The sequence below is a fragment of the Flavobacterium sp. GW823-FHT04A11 genome, assembly GCF_058796535.1.
Genome location: NZ_CM179503.1, coordinates 1,378,264 through 1,397,823 on the forward strand (window position 1 = coordinate 1,378,264; position 19,560 = coordinate 1,397,823).

Here is a 19,560-nt window from a genome sequence, read left to right on the forward strand (position 1 = left end):
TTTTTGCCCAAGATTTGGACAGTAGTTTTTTTCGCCACGAATTCACGAATTATTTTTTTTAAATCTTAATAGATTAATAATTCGTGAATTCGTGGCGGAAAAATGTGTTACATAAGATTATGTAACGTTCTATAACTTTTTCAATCCCTTTAATTCTGAAGCATTTCCTTCTTTGATGCTGATGGCAACACCTCCGCCCGGAGCTAAATACTGTTTTAAAATTGTTTTTGAGGTTACAACAACTTTAGTCACCGTATATTTTTGTGGATTTTTATTCCAGTTGGCTTCTTTTGCATCAGCATAAATAGTGGCGATGAAGTTTTTTCCGGCAGGTAAATAATCAAAAGTAATATTGGCAGTTCTGGCATTTTCATCCGTAATTCCACCAACAAACCAGGCGTCTTTTCCTTTGGCTTTACGTGCAATTGTGATGTAATCTCCCGGTTCAGCTTCCAGGATATAACTATTATCCCAATCTACAGCAACATCTTTGATGAACTGAAAAGCATCTGGAAAACGCTCGTAATTCCCCGGAATATCTGCCGCCATTTGCAACGGACTGTACATTGTAACGTAATAAGCCAATTGTTTTACCAAAGTCGTATTGACACGTTGAGAACTTCCGGTTCCGTAATACGAAAGATCGGTTTGAAAAATTCCCGGAGTGTAATCCATTGGTCCGCCCATTAAACGGGTAAACGGCAAAATCGTGGTATGATCAGGCGCTAAACCTCCCATAGATTCAAACTCAGTTCCACGGGCAGATTCCTGTGCAATCCAGTTTGGAAAAGTTCTGTTTAAACCTGTTGGTCGAACGGCTTCGTGACTGTCAATCATGATTTTATAATCGGCAGCACGTTTGGCTACGTTGATGTAATGATTGACCATCCACTGTCCGTCATGGTGTTCGCCACGCGGAATAATTTTACCCACATAACCTGTTTTTACGGCGTCATAACCGTTGTCATTCATAAATTGAAAAGCACGGTCTAAACGACGCTCATAATTGGTTGCAGATCCTGAAGTTTCGTGGTGCATGATAATTTTTACGCCTTTTGAAGCGGCATATTCATGAACTGCTTTTACATCAAAATCCGGATAAGCGGTTACGTAATCAAAAACTTCTTCTTTCCAGTTGCCAATCCAGTCTTCCCAACCAATGTTCCAACCTTCGATAAGAATTGCATCGAAACCGTTTTTAGAAGCAAAATCAATATATTCTTTGGCTCTTTCAGTTGTGGCTCCGTGTTTTCCGTTTGGCGTAAGTTTGGTAAAATCATCTGTCAATTTTACATTGTTTTCTTTTCCAAAAGCCCATGTACTTTTTCCGGCAACGAAATATTCCCACCAAATTCCGATATATTTTACCGGTTTTATCCACGAAACATCTTTATAACTTGTTGGTTCGTTAAGGTTCAGAATTAATTTTGAAGCCAGAATATCTGTTGCTTTATCACTTACCACAATAGTTCTCCACGGCGATTGTGCATCTGTTTGCATGTATCCTTTTGCACCAACAGCATCTGGCGCTAAATGACTGATCATTTTGTTGTTTGCAGCATCAACTTCAAGATACATGGCCGGATAATTAATTAATCCCGCTTCATGAATATTGATGTACAAACCATCATCAGATTTCATCATTGATGGCGTTTGCACAGATAATTCTTTGATTGGCCATTGTGCATTGATTTCGATCGTTGCTTTTTTCATCAGCGAAGGAATTTCAGAAATTTTAGAAGTCGTATACGCATATTCATTGGTATCATAATCTCCCGGAATCCAGAAAATTTTGTGATTTCCAGCCAGATTAAACTCAGAACGTTCTTCTTTGATTACAAAATAACTCAAATCATTTTGCTTCGGAAATTCATATCTAAAACCTAAACCATCGTTGAATAAACGGAAACGAATTCTAATATATCTGTTGCTGTTTTTAGCCTGAGCCAAAGTCACAACCAATTCGTTGTAGTTATTTCTAATTGTTTTTTCTTCGCCTAAAACAGGATTCCAATTTTCATCAACAGAAGATTGTGCTGTATTTGTAACGGTAAAACCATCCAAAAACGAAGGCATATTTTGAAGTTCTAAACCCAAAGAACTTGGTTTTATAACTGCTTTTTGTTTATATGATAATTGGTAAGATGGAACTCCGCCTTCTTTCAATTCAAATTTTAAAGAAAGATTTTTGTTTGGCGAAGTGATTTCCTGGGCCTGAATCCATAAAGAATTGGCACATACAATAAGACACAACGCGATTTTTTTGCCTAAACGAATTTGAAGCAATGATTTGTGGGATTGAAAATTCATGTTTATTTAGTTTTTTGCAAATCTAATTTATTAAACTTGCTTTTGTATTAGTTTTTCAATACTAAATATTGAAAAGGTTCTAGTGTTATTTCGGCACCAACGGTTACGGCTGCTCCTGTAAAAGCATCTTTCCATGTTCCTTTTAAGGCAGGCGCAACCAAATATTTTGCTGTTGAATTAGTTAAGTTTGAAAGAACTAAAACTTTTTCAGCATCTTTTACCATTGTAAAAGCACTTACAATATTGCTGCTATATCCTGTAAAAGTTCCTTTTTTAATGGCATTGCTGGTATTTCTAAAAGCAATAATTTTTTTGTATTCGGCCAGCATTTCTGCATCTGCATTTGACCAGTCAATAGGAGTGCGGGCGAAATAATTCAGTCTTTTTGCATATCCAATTTCCTGACCGTTATAAATCATCGGAACAGATTTTAAATAAGCCGCTACAACAAACGTTGCCAAAGATCCCTTTTTACCTCCAAAAAGTTCCAATGGCGTTCCTTCTGCAAAATTAACATCGTGATTGCTCGTGTATCTTACGATTCTGTTATCAGGATTATAATTGTTTGCATATTCTGTAGTGTTCGAATCCTGAATTGTTGTTGCAGGTTTACTTTCTTTAAAAACTTTTTCTAAAGTGCTGAAGAAATTAAAACCAAAAGTATAATCAAAACCAGCATCAAAATGGCTTGCTTTAGAACCTTCGGCCAGCATTAAAATGGTTTGGTTTTTTTTGATAGTTCTTAATTTCGTAATAGCATCTGACCAGAAATTCTGAGGCACTAAATCGGCATAATCACATCTGAAACCATCAATATTTGCATTGTAAACCCAGTAAGACATGGCATCTATCATGGCGTCTTTCATTTCGGTATTGTTGAAATCTAACTGCGCAACATCTGTATAATTGGTTCCCGGCGGAATAATAATTTCTCCTTTTTCATTTTTTAAATACCAATTAGGATGTTGTGTAATCCACGCATTATCCCATGCAGTATGATTGGCAACCCAGTCCAGAATTACAGCCATATTTTTTTTGTGCGCTTCTTCCACTAAAGTCTGAAGATCTTTTAAAGTTCCAAAATCAGGATTTACGGCTTTGTAATCCTGCACCGCATAAGGCGAACCTAATTCTCCCGAAGCTTTTACTTTTCCAACAGGATAAACCGGCATTAAATAAAGAACATTTACGCCCAATTCCTGAATTTGCGTTAATCTGTCCTGAACGCCTTTTAAAGTTCCGGCATCGCTAAAAGCACGAATGTTAACCTGATAAATGATGGCATCTTCCTTTTTTGGCATTTTATCAAAAGAAGCACCATATTGCGGATATGCAGGGTTTGTATTGGCAGCATCATCTGATGAACTACAGGAAACAAACGCCAGTGCAAGCAGTAGTGCAGAGACGATATTTATTTTAAATTTCATATTTTCTGAATTTTAGTTTTTTAATAAATCAAGTTCAACTGTTAGAATAAACCTGCCTTTCACGTATGAAATGAAAGACAGGCGTTACTCAAACCAAACTAATTTTTGAAGTTTATTGCGTTTACTACTTTTTAACAATAGTATAATTTGCAGTTGGAGGATATCCGGCACCAACAGGATCAACGTCGTTTATGTTGAAAGTGATTTCATAAGTACCCGCTTCACCTACATAATGCGATCCCTGATCATCAAGATATACAATTCCGTCTGTTGTATTTTTAGGACCATAATTGATTGTCCATTCATTATTTAGCCTGAATTTTACATTTCCGGGTACTAAATCTACCGTTATTTTCCAGGTTTTTGATTGATAATCGTAGTTCATTGGTGTGCTGGTGTTCCAGCTTCCTGCAGTTGCATCACCAACAATTCCCCATGAATAAGCAACAGCACTCCATTTTAAAGTATTTAAATTTACTTTGACCTGATACGATCCTTCTCCCGGAAGGGCAAAATCAGTAGTGCTCATGTTTTTTAAATCATTGTTTGTAGCTCCTGCGCCGTAAAATTGCTCCCAGTTTCTGCCTGTATTCAATTTAAATACAGGACCATAACCCGGAAGTACGGTTACATAACCCTGATAAACACCTTTTGAAATAGCGGTTAATGCTAAAGCCGTGTCTACATTCCATTCTCCCTGATACGCGCCCGGCATATAAATTTCGCCAAAAGCAACACTTCTTTCATAAGGAGTCACGGTTAGTGTAATCGTGTTTGAATATACTCTGCGATCCATGGTAGCTTCTACGCGAACTACCATTTTTCCGGCAACATCAATAGGAAGACCTAAATCTGTTGCTATTTTGTTTAATTCCTGATCTGTAAATGCTTTGCTTAAAACGTCAGCGCCAACTTCAACTCGTTTGGCTTTTTGCCAGGCTTCGGTTCCGCTGATATCGGCAACTAAATCAAATTGAAGGGCATACGTAACCGGTGCAGCAATTGGATATGTAACAGCTGGCCACGAAATAAGTAAAGCCTGTTGATCTGCAGTATCTTCTGAAAGAATAATTGTGCTTGATGAAGCGACAATTTCTGCCGGAAAACTTACTGTTTTTAAAGTCGTTAATTGGCCGTCGGTTTCGCAGGATGTACCTAAAAAAAGCAAGCCGCCTAACAAGAGTAATTTGTTTATATATTTTTTCATGATTGTTTTGTTTTTAGTAATAACCCTCGTTTTGTTTTAATCCTCTGTTGGCATCTAATGCAGATGTTGGAATTGGGAACAATTTTCTATAAGCAGGAGATTCTGGTCTGAACTCGTTTGCCAATAAAAATTTATCAAAACGAATCATGTCTTGTCTTCTGTGGCCTTCCCAGTTTAGTTCAAATCCTCTTTCGTTGTACACATCGTCCAAAGTTGGGTTTGCAGCTAATCCTGTTAATCCTGCACGTACTCTGATTTGGTCTATAAAAGGTTTTGCTGTGGCAGCATTTCCTAAACGAACATAACATTCTGCTTTCATTAAAAGTACATCAGCGTATCTGAAAATTGGAAAGTCATTTGAAGCTCCTCCGCCTGATCTTGGCGTTGCCGGATAAAATTTCACATTACGAACACCAGCCTGAGGCGCAGCTCCGGGATTGTCTAAAGAAGCGACATCGAGAGTGTAATTAAATCCACCAGCTTGTTCGCCTACTAAAAATTGTTTGATTCGAATGTCATTTGCATCATATTTCAGGAAGAAATCTTTAGGAACAATAGTTCCGTTCCAGCCATCATATCCAAATAAATTTTTACCATGCGGACCGTATAAACTACGAGTGGCATAAATATTTCGGGAAACGACATCAAGAGTGGCATAAATAGGCAAAATAGTTTCATCATCCGGAAGTACGTCTCCAAACAATTCATAATATTTATATCCTAACGGGCTTGCGTCATTTTTTTCTCCTGAATGAAGACTAAAACCACCTTCGCTCACTTTATTACAAGCGGCTAAACATTCATTCCATTTTGATTCTCCGGTATATACTTCGGCATTCAGATATACTTTTGCCAGTAAGGTATAACCGGCCCATTTGTTGAATCTTCCATAGTAATTTCCTCCTTTTGTGGTAGAAAGCAAGTCTACGTTTTCAGTGATTTCTTTTACAATAAAAGTATAAACGTCTTTACGGCTGGATTGCGGAATTTTATCAACTGTAATATTATTATCTGTAAAGAAGGGAACATTACCAAAATCATCAATTAATAAATAATAAAAGAAAGCACGCAACACTTTTGCTTCGGCTATTTTTGAAGCTTCGGCATTTGATTTTTCTAATAATTGAATGGCTAGATTGGCGTTGAAAATAGATTTGTAGAGCCAGTTCCAGGTATTGTTAATAATGAAATCTGTTGGCAGCCATTCATGTTTGTGCAAACGGGCAAAATCCTGTTGCCAGTCTCCTGTATTTCTATGTGGAATTACCTGCTCATCTGATGACATGCAATTCATGTCATACCAGCCGTTATCTGCTCCGGCGTAACCAACTCCCGGAACATTATTGCGCACAAAGTCTCCGGGAATTTCTGCATAAACACTGGCAAGGGCAATATCTGCCCCTTCCGGAGTGCCATAGAAGCTGTCCGGCTGATATTTATCGTATATGTTTTCGTTGATATCTGTACAGCTGAAAAGGGTTAGGAAACATGCGCTTCCTGCTAGTAGTATATTTTTAATTTTCATTTCTTTTACTATTTAAATTTTACAGTCAAACCAAATGCAACACTTCTGGTACGCGGGTAAATTCCTCTGTCTCCACCAAAATTATCATTAGGATCACCACTTCCGCTGATGTTCAATTCAGGATCAACGCCTGTATAATCTGTAATCAGCAGTAAATTGTTTCCTGTAAGAGAAAGTCGAATATTGTCTATGTATTTATCAGTAAAGCGGAAAGTATATCCTGCTGTAAGATTTTCTAAACGCACAAATGAACCGTCTTCCAACCATAAATCAGATCCGTATGGAGAAGAATGAATTCCTTTATCAACGGCACTTTCTAAAATGTTTGATTTACCGGTATTTTCCAGCATACTTAAATTTTGATTCAATGCGTTGTAAATTTTATTTCCGCCTGAACCTCTTACCAACATCGAAGCATCGAAGTTTTTGTAACGGTATGAAGGGTTGAATGCAAAAGTGTAAGTAGGCAATGCTGAACCTGCATAATAACGATCCGGACTTTTTACACCCTGATCAATTATGCCGTTTCCGTCACGATCTGCTACTGTTTCAACACCATTTCCGTTTACGCCGGTATGTTGTAAAATATAAAATGCACCAACAGATTTTCCTTGTACCAAATAAGAGTTTGCAGCTCCCCAGCCCACATAATCAGTATTTAAAGGAATTCCGTTAATGCTTCCGCTTAAATTAAGGACTTCATTTTTCATGAAGGATACATTTCCTGCTAATGTCAGCGTGCTGTTTTCGGTTCTGATAACATCGTATCCAAGGGCAATTTCCAAACCTTTGTTTGAAATACTTCCCACATTGGCTTTGATTTCTTTGTATGGATAAGGTGGCTGAGGTACAGTATAATTGAATAATAAATTATCTGTTTTAGAATCGTAAACATCTACGCTACCTCGTAATCTGCTGTCTAAAAGAGAAAAGTCAAGACCAATGTTGGTTTGTTTTTTGGTTTCCCATTTTAAATCAGCGTTTGCATTTTGAGAAATTCCAAAGTTGGTAATAACAGATCCTCCAAAATAAGTATTTCCTGAACTATCCACTAATGGTAATGAAGTTTGAGGATAAAGACCTTGCTGATTACCCGTTTCACCATAACCAACACGTAATTTAAGTTCGTTAAATGGAGTATTCGTCATAAACGATTCTTTGTTGATTTGCCACGCCACAGATGCCGAAGGGAAACTTCCCCATTTGTTGTTGGTACCAAATACAGATGAACCATCTCGTCTGATACTTGCTGTAAGTAAATAACGGTCTAATAAAGAGTAGTTTAATCTTCCTAAATAAGAAACTAAAGATCGGTCATTTTTATACGATCTTAAATCGCCCGGTCTTACTTTAGACAAATCACCAAACTGAAGCGCATTGTAAGTCGCTTCATCACTTATAAAACCTCTTGCCTGAGCAAAATTACCCTGATACGTCTGGCTTTGCCATTCGTATAAAGCCAGTGCATTAAAGCTATGAACTCCGAAAGTTTTTTTATACGTAAGGCTAATATTGGTTAATTTTTCGTTTTGTCTCTTATTATCAATATTGGCATAACCTTTTTGTTCAACCGCAAAAGCTTCTGTTGATTTTAGCGGAAGGAAATATCCCTGAGTTGAATTTGTTTTTCTCCAGCTTCCAAACCAGTTCGCAGAGAAACCTTTCCCTAAGTCTAAATCTGCTTTTAAACTTCCAAATAAATTATCTTCCTGTCTTTCATTTACTACCGATTGAGCTGCTGCATAAGGATTTAAATATTGAAATACAGTTGAATCAGTAAAATAATTTCCTTCAGTATCAAAAACCGGATCTGTTGGTCTGGCCAATAATGAGTTTGTAATTAAGTTGGACTGATAAGAAACAGCACCAATTTTAGCAATACTTCCCGTTACATTATTTACTCCGGTATTTAAATTAAAAGTCAGTTTTAATTTATCATTAAGAGCCAATTGTGTTGCCTGAACGCGACCAATATATTTTTGATTACTTGAATTAATAACCACGCCATCTTGCAAAATAGCAGTTATAGAAGCTCTGTAACTAAATTTATCAGTTCCTCCGCCAAACGATAATGTATGGGTTTGTGTAAGTCCCGTTTGCGTCAAAAGACCATACCAGTCAGTATCTGAACCGTGATTTGAAGAGGCCGGAACACCCACACTTTGCGCAGTTGTCCACCATTGATCAGCGCTTAGCATATCTAGTTTTTTCGGAATAAAATCTATAGAAGTATATCCAATATATTCCATAGTCGTTTTTCCTGCTTTATTTTTTTTCGTTGTTACGATGATAACTCCGGGCGCTCCTCTTGAACCGTAAACAGCAGTTGCAGACGCATCTTTTAAAACATCAATACTTTCAATTTCACTTGGCGGAACCTGGTTTAATAAATCCATATTTCCCTGAATTCCATCAACAACTACAAGCGGATCATTTCCTCCAATTAAAGATGAAATACCACGAATACGAACACTCGGTCCCGAACCTGGCTCATTACCAATTTGAGTAATATTAACACCGGCAGCTTTTCCTGAAATCAGCGATAACGGGTTTACAATGGCACCCTGGTTCATGTCTTTTGCCGCTATTGAAGAAACTGCGCCCGTAACATCTTTTCTGGCTGTAGTTCCATAACCAACTACAACAATTTCCTGAAGATTTGTAGCGTCAGGAAGTAATTGAATGTTGATAATGTTTTGATTAGCGGTTACTTTTTTCTCTTTATATCCTATAAAAGACACCACAATTACGGAGGCAGAACTTTCAACGGTAAGTTTGTATTTTCCGTCAAAATCAGTTACCATTCCGTTTTTTGTGCCTTCCTCAATAACAGAAGCTCCGGGCAAAGGCAAGCCATTTTCATCAGTAATAATTCCCGAAATAGTTACTTTTTCATATTGAATATTTTCAGTTTTTAATTCCGGTTTTTTCAGTATAATTTGTGTGTCACGAACTTTAAATTCTGTTGGAGTTCCTCTAAAAAGTTTGTCTAAAACAATATTAATCGGCTGATCTTTTACAGAAATAGAAATTACGCGGTCAAGATCGATATCATTCAGTTTGTAAATAAACCTGAAATCTGTTTTTTGTTCAATGGTCTCAATAACCTTTTCGATTGTTGAATTGTTTAGTTCAAGAGTAACTTTTGTTTTTTGGGCATAAGTATTCCCTCTGATATTAAACATGGCGACCAAAATAAGTAATGTTGTTAGTTTCAATTTTAGGTCATTTTGGAACACTCGGTATAAAAACCCAGTGTCCTTTGATTTTTTTTTCATAATTTTGTTAATTGATTGTAGTTAATTCGTTATATTCAATCACTTAGTAAATCGGAAATTGTTCGCAGCTCTTTCCGATTTTTTTATTCCTGAAATTTTATTCCTTCATAAATTGTCATGTTTTTAGTGGTTATTTAATTAGTATCTGATTGTTTTTTATCGTGTAATTAATGCCATGAATGTCGTTAAAATAACTCATCACATTTTCTATAGATTCTTCTTTAAAACTTGCATTGAATTTTTCGTTAGCCAGTTTTTCATTTTTATTGATGATTGTAACATTATAGCGTCTTTCGAGTTTTGTAATAATGTTTTTGAAAGTCATATTTCTAAAAGTCAGACCGCCATTTATCCATGAAGTATAAATATCCGTAATAACCGGTTTGGTCCTAATTGTGGCATTTTCTTTATTGAAACTTCCTTTGTAACCCGGTTTTAAAATTGTGTTTTTAGCAGCATTGAATTCTTCGTCAGAATGATACATTCCAACAGAACCTTCGACCAAAACAACATCGGTAGAAACGTCTTCCGGATAATTCGAAACATTAAAATGAGTTCCTAAAACACGAACATTCAAATTGTCTGCGTTTACGATAAAAGGATGCTTTTTATCTTTGGCCACATCAAAAAATGCTTCACCATCAAGAAAAACCTGTCTGTTTTCGCCGGCAATAAATTTTACGGGATATTTTAAAGTAGTTCCTGAATTCAAGTGAACAAGAGTTCCGTCAGACAATTGCAATTGGAATTTTTTACCGTACGGAATTTTAATCGTGTTATAAGATACTTTTTCTAAATCTGAATTGTTTTCATAAACCAATTTGTTTCCGGCCTGATTTCCAACCACATTTCCTTTAGAATCTAAAACCTGAACGGAATTGTCTTCATGAATGATCTGCACTTTTCCATCTTCTAATTGCAAAACAATATCGGTACTTTTAAAATCGAATTTTGGCTGAGGTGTTGTAGTGGAAATATTTTGTTTGTAGAAAAATCCAATTCCCAATAAAACAACAACCGAAGCCGCGATCGCAATATATTTTCTGAAATTTGATTTTCCTGCCGGAAGTTCAATAACAGTTTCTGTTTCTTTTGAAGCCGATAAAATATTCATGAAAATATCATCTGCCATTTGCTGACTCATTTTTGGCATTTCGCCCAAAAGATTTTGAATATCTTCTACAGAAGGAAAATCATCGGTAAGTTTATTTTTTTTGTAATAGGCAATTACCTCGTTTGTTTCTTCGGGTGTACATTGGTTTAAAACAAACTTTTGTAATAGGTTTTTTATTTCAGAATTTGAATTCATTACGAATGATTTTATGTCTGGGTTTTATATAATACAGTTGAAAGGATGTTGACTACTACTCAAACGTTGTAAATTTTTAAATTTTAACATTTTAGAGATGAAGTAAATCTTGTGAAGTGTTGATTTTATTGAGGCTTTAGATAAAAAATATTTTTTTTAAAATTGTTTGATTTTTGAAGAATTAGCAGCTTCTGTCATTTCGACGGAGGAGAAATCACATCCCGAGAGCAACGCACTGCTGAGAATGCAGCAAGTGAGATTGCTTCATTCCTCGCAATGACAAACGTTGCTATAAAAAAAAAAAAATCACTCAAAAAGAGTGATTTAATTGGTTGAGGTATTCTTTGGTTTAGATAATTTCATCATGAACCTGAAAAAAGACTCGCATCGATTCTAATGCTTTGCTCATTTGATTCTTGACAGTATTTATAGAGATGCCGAGTTCCTGACTTATTTCTTCGTAACTCATGCCTTTCTTTCGTGACATTTTAAAAATTTGTTTTCGTTTGGGAGGTAATTGCTTCATGGCTTCTTTCCGAAGTTTTTTGCAATCGGCTTCGCGAATCGAGTAATCTCCATATTCATGAGATTTCTGGCTTTCATAAAAAATTTCTTCTTTAAGAAGTATTTCGTTTGCTGCTTTATTCAGGAAATTAAAAGCCTGATTTCGTGCAATGGTAAAAATATAGGCTTTAAAAGATTGATCGGTATTTAGGTTTTCCCGATTTTGCCAGACTTTCATAAAAACATCCTGAACATTTTCTTCCGCTGCTTCTTTTGATTTTAAAATGCTGATGCTGTAACCATAGATATCCTGGTAGTATAAATCAAAAAGTGTACGAAATGCTTTTTCGTTGCCACTTTTGAGTTCACTGACCAATAATTTTTCGCTACTGTTGCTTGCTTCTAACATTAATTTAATTAGTCTTTAATTAATTCTAATTATATTATGATACTATCAAAATGAGGGGTCTAAGATGCTGACTGATTAGCAAATATATAAAAATATTATTCGCAACAAATGTTATCTAAAAAAACTTAATTCTGTTTTTTTTAATAATTTTTATGCAAACATGCGGTAAAACCAGTGGTAAAGGGCTTTTTATCAAGTCAATAAGATTTTAACCTTTATTTGATTAATTAATTATTATGAAATAGATTTATTGCGAATATTCTTATTTGGTTCTAATATCAACTATTTTTATAATGAAAAAATCCTTCTATCTTTCGTTTAAAAAGATAAAAGGATAGTTATCATGGTGTAGAATCCTGAAATTCTCTTTAAATCAAATTTCTGATTAGTTTTTCAGGTCTTTGATCACTTTAAAAGCGACATCAACCTGATCTTCTCCCACTAAAATAGTAAATTCATTTGAAGTCGAAATTACCTCGTTGATAATGATTCCTTCCCAAGCTAAACGCTGGAAAATGAAATAGTAAATACCGGGAACTACGATGTTTTCTTTTGGTAATTTTACAGTTATAGAAGCCAGATTATCTAATTTCTGAATTAGTTTTTCGCGCATGAAATGTTTTTCAACCAAATGATTTACACTGCTGCTAACCACGATGTTAGTTTCATTTACACCACGAGATGAAGTATAAAAGATATCAGATAAAACATTAATGTCTGAAATTAAATCTGCCTGTTTGTTCAATACAGTTTCTGAAGCTGCAAATGTGTAATCTGTTAGCTCAGAACGTACTGTAATCTCACCAATATTTTTAATTACCTTATTAATTTTATGGTTCAATTTAAAATCTAATTCTTCTGTGAGCCGTTTTAGTGACATTACAACAGCGCCTTGTTTTACTTCTTTACCAAACTCACTTTCCAGTTCGGTCATAATGTTCCGGGACAAAGAAGTTAAGTTGATAATTCCGAGCGATAACGCGTTTAATAAAAAGGGTTTTGTCTTGATGTAATTCTCTACAATTGAAGAAACGGTTTTCATAATCTTTTTTTTTTTTTTTGTAACTTAATTGGGTTGGTTTAGTTTAATAGTTGTTATAAAACTTTGCAAATATAAATAAAAAAACAATTTGTTACAAATATAACAATAAAAAAATGTGTTAAAAATGATAAAAAGCGTCAGTAAGATGTTCAATTGCAAATGTTTCGCCACTTTTATGGATCGCAATAATGTCTAATCGAATATTTAAATCATCATTAAAATCTTTTTCCCTATAGTTTATGTAGGCATTTACTGCTTTTATCAAAAGCTGAATTTTTTTTGACTTCACAAAATCCTGCGGCGAACCAAAATCAAGAGACGATCTTGTCTTCACTTCTATAACGGCCAAAATATTTTCTTTTTGCGCAATAATGTCTATTTCAGCTTTTTGATACGTCCAGTTTCGATCCAGAATTTCATATCCATTTTCGCGAAGATATTCTACAGCAAGTTCTTCTCCTTTTTTTCCGAGTTCGTTGTGTTCAGCCATTTTTTTCAGTTTTCAGTCGCAGTCTCAGTTTTCAGTCTCAGTTTTCAGTGTGAAGCAATATTTCTTTGTGAAAACAATACGCAAACAAAGACGCAAGGTCACAAGTAATTAAAACTTTGCGACTTTGCGTCTTTGCGTGAAATATTTTTTATGTGGTATTTTAAATCCTTGTATTAAGGAATGTGGAAATACTATTATTTTTTAAAAGTAAGTGTACTTCCGGAGGCATTTACATCAATTGTCACCGTGCTTCCCATAATCAAAGCTCTGTTGTCCTGAATATGTCCGGCAGGGAAATTAAAAATCACAGGAATATTGTATTTTTTAGTTACATCGTCAACAATTTCTAGTGCATTTTTTCCCCATGGCACTTCGTTGTCTTTCATTTTGGTCATGGCGCCAACTACAATTCCTTTTAGGTTTTCGATGCATCCATTGCGACGTAAATTCATCATCATACGATCGATGTGGTATAGATATTCATCTAAATCTTCGATAAATAAAATTTTATCCTTGCAGTCTATTGCCGATTGCGATCCTAATAAACTGTATAAAATAGACAGATTTCCACCAACTAATTCGCCGGTTGCAGTTCCAAAACGGTTCATTTTATCCGGTCCAACAGCATAGGAAAGAGGCTCGCCAAACAAACTAGATTTCATAGAGCTAATCGCGGCCGGAGTTGCGCGCGGAATCGTTACCGGCATAACACCGTGAATTGATTTATAACCCATTGTGTTTAAATGATTGTGCAAAACAGTAACGTCGCTAAAACCAATAATCCATTTTGGGTGCTGTTTAAATTTAGTAAAATCAAGTAAATCAATCATTCGTACAGTTCCGTATCCGCCACGAACACACCAAATTGCCTTAATGTTTGGATTATCCAATTGTTTCTGGAAATCGGCAGCACGCTGTTCGTCTGTTCCTGCCAATTGATTAAAATCAAGTCCAATTGTAGTTCCTACAACGGCTTCTAAACCCCAGCTGTGCAATAAATCTATGGTAGGTTTTAAATTATCATCGATATTTTTTCTCGCAGTTGCTAAAATGGCTACAGTATCTCCTTTTTGTAAATAAGGTGGTGTTATCATGTTTTGTTGAGATTGACAGGTGAATGATTGGAAAGCAAAAATAAGGAATACGAATTGAAAGGAAGCAAAGTGTTTCTTGATGTGACGGAAATTAATCGTTTTCATATTTTTTCTTTTGCTTAAAATTATAAATTATTTTTTAAATCTGCTTTCGGTTAACTGATTAACCGCCGTATTTGTTTTGCAATTTTTCTAAAAGAAGCATTAATCCTTTATCTGCTTCTTCAGATTGTACATTGGCAAACAACATAAAAGCTTTGTTTATTGCAGGACAAATATACACTTTGGTTAAAAAAGTCCCCGGACTTCCGTTGTGAAATGAATATCGTAACTTATTTTTTTCTGTAATTTCAGATTCCCATCCAAAAGAGAATTCAGGTAAACTATAATGCATTTTATTAAAATCATCTGCACTTAAAATTTTTGATTTTCCCAATAAACCCTGCAATTGCATTTGTGTAAATTTACAATAATCTGGCAAACTCACATTTATATTTCCTGCCGAAGAAAGCCAGTTGAGCTTATAATTCAATGCAGGTTTTTCTGGTTCCAGATTTTCATTATGTCCCCACGGCTGGTTTATATCTTTTAAATTGGGCTGACCAAAATCAAAATCGATGTTTAAAGTTTTACCTAATTCCTGTACCAAAGTTTCATAGCTTTTTCCGGTTGCTTTTTCGAGCATAAGTCCGGCGGCAACATAACTTGGATTTGACCAGTAAACATCTTGTTTTTTTAAATGCTGATCCTGCTGCAAAAACCAGGCGATAAATTCATAACGCTGTTGCTGATTATTTCCTTTAATTTGATCTTGCGCTGGCGTTTCATTTCCATATGACCAAATGCTAAGTTTGGCTCTAAAAGTTATAAAATCCTGTAAGGTAAAATTGTACGTTTCAGGATTGCTTTTTGCTTTTAGTTCCGGATATAAATCGAAGAATTTAGTATCCCATTTGATTTTTCCTTCTTTAACAAACACAGTTGCCAGATAACTTGTAACTGTTTTTGTAATGGATCCTAAACGAAACCGATCTTCAATTTTTGCTTTAAAATTGGTATTAATTCTTTGATATCCCAAAGCCTGAATTTCTAATATTGAATCAGAAGAAACAACTGCGTAAGCCAGTTCCGGAATGTGATAATTTATTCTGATGCTGTCTGCAAATGAACTATTTTGCTGACTATATGAAATGTTGAAAAGGATAAATAAAATAGCCGCAAAAAGATTTTTTTTCATTTTGAAATAAAGGAATTAAGTCAGCAAGTTACAAGACAATTTTAAATAATAAAAGATTAAATCAAAATAAAAACAATATAAATTTCTTACAAATAAATTAATTGTTTACTTTGGACTTTTATTCCATCATAATGATATATTCGCCTAAACTAAAGTTTTTTTTATTTCTTTTTTCAGTTTTGATTGCACAAGCTCAATCAAAAAAATACACGATTCATACTGTGGCTTTTTATAATTTCGAAAATCTTTTTGATACTATAAATAATCCTGAAACACATGATGATGAATGGACGCCAAACGGTGCACAGAATTGGACAGGAGAAAAATACCGTCAAAAATTAAAGAATCTGTCTAAAGTTTTATCAGATATTGGTACGCCTGAAAATTCAAATGCTCCCAGATTAATTGGCGCATCAGAAATTGAAAACCGCGGCGTTGTAGAAGATTTAATCAAAGAGCCTAAAATAGCAAACTTCGATTACGGAATTATTCATTTTGATTCTCCGGATAAGCGCGGAATCGATGTGGCGCTTTTGTATCAAAAGAAATATTTCAAACCAACATCCTATTCGAATATCCCTTTATATATTTTCAAAAATAAAGAAGCAATAAAGGAAGAAGATAAAGAAGAAACAGAAAATGAAGAAGTAAAAATACCATCGCAAAAGAACAGGGTTTTTACCCGGGATCAGCTTTTGGTTACGGGTTATTTAGAAGGTGAAGAAATCAGTATAATTGTCAATCACTGGCCATCACGCTCGGGCGGAGAAAAAGCGTCGAGTAAATTTCGCGAAGAAGCAGGTAAATTAAATCGCAGAATTATCGATTCGCTACAGCGCATAAATCCCAATGCAAAAGTGATTACGCTTGGAGATTTAAATGACGGTCCCTACAATAAAAGTGTAAAAGAAGCTTTGGGCGCAAAAGCAAAGAAATCCGAAGTTCCGGAGTTTGGCGTTTTCAATCCGTTTGAAGAAATGTTTTATAAAGGAATGGGAACTTTGGCATTTCGGGATTCCTGGGATATTTTTGACCAGATTATCATAACAGAATCTTTAATAAAACCGGATTTTGAATCATTTAAATTCTGGAAAGCAGGAATTTTCAACAGATCTTATCTTATTCAGACTTCGGGTAAATATATAGGATATCCGCTACGACATACTTTAACCGAAATTGGTTTTAGTGATCATTTTCCGGTTTATATTTATTTGATAAAAGAGATGAAATAGGTTTACAGTCACAGTCACAGTTTACAGTCGTAACTTATTGCAAACTGTAACTGATAACTGCGACTGATTACTGCGACTGAATACTGAGACTGATAACTGCAACTAAAAACTTTTCATTAACTTAGCTACTTATAAAATTTACCTCAAAGAAAATGGCAATAGCAAAACCCTTCAACCTTACAAAATGGATCGACGAAAACCGTCACTTACTTAAACCGCCTGTTGGAAACAAAAATCTGTATGTAGATTCGGGCGATTATATTGTAATGATTGTTGCGGGACCAAATGCCCGAAAAGATTATCATTATAATGAAACCGAAGAGCTTTTTTACCAACTTGAGGGAAGTATAAAAGTCGTGATTCAGGAAGATGGAGAACGTAAAGAAATGGAATTAAATGCCGGCGATATGTACCTTCATCCTGCAAAAATCCCACATTCACCCGTTCGTTCCGAAGGTTCTATAGGTTTGGTAATTGAGCGTAAACGCGCCGGAAAAGGATATACAGACGGTTTGCTTTGGCATTGCGACAATTGCAATCATAAACTCTACGAAGTGTTTTTTGAATTGCATAATATCGAGAAAGATTTCCTGCCGCATTTCGAACATTTTTATAATTCCGAAGAATTAAGAACCTGCGATAATTGTGGAACTGTTATGGAAACGGATCCTAGATTTACAGTTAAGAAATAGTTTTTTGATCTTAGATACGATTAGTAAACCCGACAGGTTTTAAAAACCTGTCGGGTTTGGCTCTACATATCGTAAAAGGTTGAATTAGTTAAATTTGATTCTTTACAACTCAATTCTTTTCCCTTGTTCAGGATAGATAATCTTCAATTCTAAATCGTTTTGAGTTTTTAATTGCTCTTTAATTTTGGTAATGTTTTTAGTTGGTGGTTTTAAATGCGTTATAATAATTTTAAAACCTTTCAAAGATTCTTTTCCTGCTAATTCTTCTAAATGATGAAGTTCTTTCATTAAATGATTTGGAGTTAAGTGACCAAACAAAAATTGATCAGGCTGCTCATTTGGAAAAGAAACTTCAATTAGAATTCCTTTTAATTGTTTTGCTTTAATGAGCGGCGCAATTGCCGTCCATAAATCTTGTAAATCAGTACTTTTTTCTACAGAATCTGGTCCGGTATCGCCAAGATATAAAGCATAATCTTCTCCATTTTTAATTAAAAAAGCGGTGCTCTCAAAAGGATTCACATGACTTAACGGAAACGCTTTTACTGTCATTGTTGTATTTGTCAGCGGTGTTTCTTCTCCAATATTTAAAGTCTGGAAATGGTATTTTTTCAAAGGAAAACCAACTCCCGTATCGCCAAAATTAGCCCAGGTTTGATCGTTGAAATAATGGTTTTCCATCATTTCCATACATTTATTTGTGGCATAAACCGTTTTGGAAGAATCGGCAGGTGAATTTATAATCAATCCCGAAACATGATCTAAATGTGCATGCGAAATCAAATAACCTTTAATGTATTTTCGTAAAACTTCGCTCGTTGAAACTTTGAAAGTTTTCTTTTCAATTGCTTTTTCAATTCCGGCATTTAATGTTCCGGCATCAAGACAGATATAATCTTTTGTGTCAGTTGGTGCGATTAAATAAGCCGATAGATTTTTTTCATCAATTCCGCCTTTTACGCCTAAAGGAATAATTTGAAAGGCAGCTTTTTGTTCTTTTTGTGAAAATGCATTAAATGATATTAAAAAGAAACAAATCAGAAGGCGATTGAAAACAGACATATTAATAAATTTTGTTGCTGCAAATTTCATTAATTAAAGTGAATAAATTGAGGCTTATTCCTGAAATTGATATGAAATAACTCTAAATTTACTTTGATTTTAAATCTTAACAGTCAATGAAAAAATTATTCATTTTATTAATGCTACTAATAATTAGTACTGAAGCTTATAGCTGTGACTGTGATGAAAAACCTTCAATTAGAAAAAACTGGGAAGTTGCAGATCAGGTTTTTATTGGGAAAGTAATTAAAGTCGATAATTTACTTTATGGTAGATCTGGTGAAAAAGTTTATTCATTTACGGTTAAAATTATTAAGTCATTTAAAAGTGAAATTTATCCAAATAGAAATTACAGAACAATATTATATGTAGATTATGCAGCTTGCGATTTTCCTTTTGGTGTAGGTTACGAATATTTAATTTTTGCTAATGGACAAGATACAGTGCTTAATTGTTCTATTTGTTCAAGAACAGATTTATTAGCAAATGTTGCAAAAGAAGAATTAACTACTTTAGATAATATACAAAAAGAGGATGGTAAAGACACAAAGAAGATAAGAGTTATTACTCTTCAAAATAACATCGAATATCAAATGGATTTAATTAAAAATTCTTTTGAAGAAAGCTTGAAGAGAAAGAATTTGATAATTTATGTTTTATCTGGAATTACCATTTTTCTTTTAATCATCATTTTGATTTTATTAATAAAAAGAAGAAAACGCATAAATTGATAAGAGGCATT

At 34.6% G+C, this 19,560-nt stretch carries 15 protein-coding genes; 3 read left to right on the plus strand and 12 right to left on the minus strand.

The window, feature by feature from the left end; all coding sequences use genetic code 11:
- Positions 1-129: 129 nt before the first annotated feature.
- The 11 genes from AC3QL1_RS06040 to AC3QL1_RS06090 all read right to left on the minus strand — a co-directional run bounded on the left by AC3QL1_RS06040 (position 130) and on the right by AC3QL1_RS06090 (position 15,832).
- A complete protein-coding gene (locus AC3QL1_RS06040; RefSeq protein ID WP_492495990.1) occupies positions 130-2,310 on the minus strand; it encodes a glycoside hydrolase family 97 protein in 2,181 nt (726 codons plus the stop codon).
- Positions 2,311-2,357: 47 nt separating this feature from the next.
- Positions 2,358-3,737 (minus strand): alpha-amylase family glycosyl hydrolase, encoded by a 1,380-nt coding sequence (locus tag AC3QL1_RS06045; protein ID WP_492495992.1) that lies wholly within the window; start codon positions 3,735-3,737, stop codon positions 2,358-2,360.
- 124 nt (positions 3,738-3,861) lie between these two features.
- Positions 3,862-4,944, minus strand: coding sequence for a SusE domain-containing protein (locus AC3QL1_RS06050; protein ID WP_492495994.1), 1,083 nt, complete (start codon positions 4,942-4,944; stop codon positions 3,862-3,864).
- A gap of 13 nt (positions 4,945-4,957) precedes the next feature.
- Positions 4,958-6,469: a RagB/SusD family nutrient uptake outer membrane protein gene (locus AC3QL1_RS06055; protein ID WP_492495996.1), complete on the minus strand. Its 1,512-nt coding sequence runs from the start codon at positions 6,467-6,469 to the stop codon at positions 4,958-4,960.
- A gap of 8 nt (positions 6,470-6,477) precedes the next feature.
- Positions 6,478-9,687: a TonB-dependent receptor gene (locus tag AC3QL1_RS06060; protein WP_492495998.1), complete on the minus strand. Its 3,210-nt coding sequence runs from the start codon at positions 9,685-9,687 to the stop codon at positions 6,478-6,480.
- A gap of 190 nt (positions 9,688-9,877) precedes the next feature.
- Complete coding sequence (locus AC3QL1_RS06065) at positions 9,878-11,056, minus strand: FecR family protein (RefSeq protein WP_492496000.1); 1,179 nt, start codon at positions 11,054-11,056, stop codon at positions 9,878-9,880.
- Between the two features lie 349 nt (positions 11,057-11,405).
- Positions 11,406-11,969 (minus strand): RNA polymerase sigma factor, encoded by a 564-nt coding sequence (locus AC3QL1_RS06070; protein WP_492496001.1) that lies wholly within the window; start codon positions 11,967-11,969, stop codon positions 11,406-11,408.
- A 385-nt stretch (positions 11,970-12,354) separates the two neighbouring features.
- Entirely contained in the window at positions 12,355-13,011 is a 657-nt protein-coding gene (locus AC3QL1_RS06075) for an aspartate kinase (RefSeq protein ID WP_042564741.1), read from the minus strand.
- Between the two features lie 118 nt (positions 13,012-13,129).
- Complete coding sequence (locus AC3QL1_RS06080) at positions 13,130-13,501, minus strand: YraN family protein (RefSeq protein WP_492496004.1); 372 nt, start codon at positions 13,499-13,501, stop codon at positions 13,130-13,132.
- Between the two features lie 194 nt (positions 13,502-13,695).
- Positions 13,696-14,595, minus strand: a complete 900-nt coding sequence (locus AC3QL1_RS06085; protein WP_492496006.1) for a S66 peptidase family protein — start codon at positions 14,593-14,595, stop codon at positions 13,696-13,698.
- 163 nt (positions 14,596-14,758) lie between these two features.
- A complete protein-coding gene (locus AC3QL1_RS06090) occupies positions 14,759-15,832 on the minus strand; it encodes a serine hydrolase domain-containing protein (RefSeq protein WP_492496007.1) in 1,074 nt (357 codons plus the stop codon).
- Between the two features lie 131 nt (positions 15,833-15,963).
- On the opposite strand from AC3QL1_RS06090, the gene AC3QL1_RS06095 reads away from it, so the two are divergent.
- A complete protein-coding gene (locus AC3QL1_RS06095) occupies positions 15,964-17,064 on the plus strand; it encodes an endonuclease/exonuclease/phosphatase family protein (protein WP_492496009.1) in 1,101 nt (366 codons plus the stop codon).
- Between the two features lie 152 nt (positions 17,065-17,216).
- The gene (locus tag AC3QL1_RS06100) at positions 17,217-17,756 is read left to right on the plus strand and encodes a 3-hydroxyanthranilate 3,4-dioxygenase (protein ID WP_492496011.1); all 540 of its coding nucleotides are present in this window, start codon (positions 17,217-17,219) and stop codon (positions 17,754-17,756) included.
- A 102-nt stretch (positions 17,757-17,858) separates the two neighbouring features.
- On the opposite strand, the gene AC3QL1_RS06105 is transcribed toward AC3QL1_RS06100, so the two are convergent.
- The gene (locus AC3QL1_RS06105; protein WP_492497537.1) at positions 17,859-18,818 is read right to left on the minus strand and encodes an MBL fold metallo-hydrolase; all 960 of its coding nucleotides are present in this window, start codon (positions 18,816-18,818) and stop codon (positions 17,859-17,861) included.
- Positions 18,819-18,934: 116 nt separating this feature from the next.
- Here AC3QL1_RS06105 and AC3QL1_RS06110 point away from each other — a divergent pair, with 116 nt between their 5' ends.
- Positions 18,935-19,549 carry a hypothetical protein gene (locus AC3QL1_RS06110; protein WP_492496013.1) on the plus strand — a complete coding sequence of 205 codons (615 nt, stop codon included), beginning with the start codon at positions 18,935-18,937 and terminating at the stop codon, positions 19,547-19,549.
- The last annotated feature ends 11 nt before the right edge of the window (positions 19,550-19,560 follow it).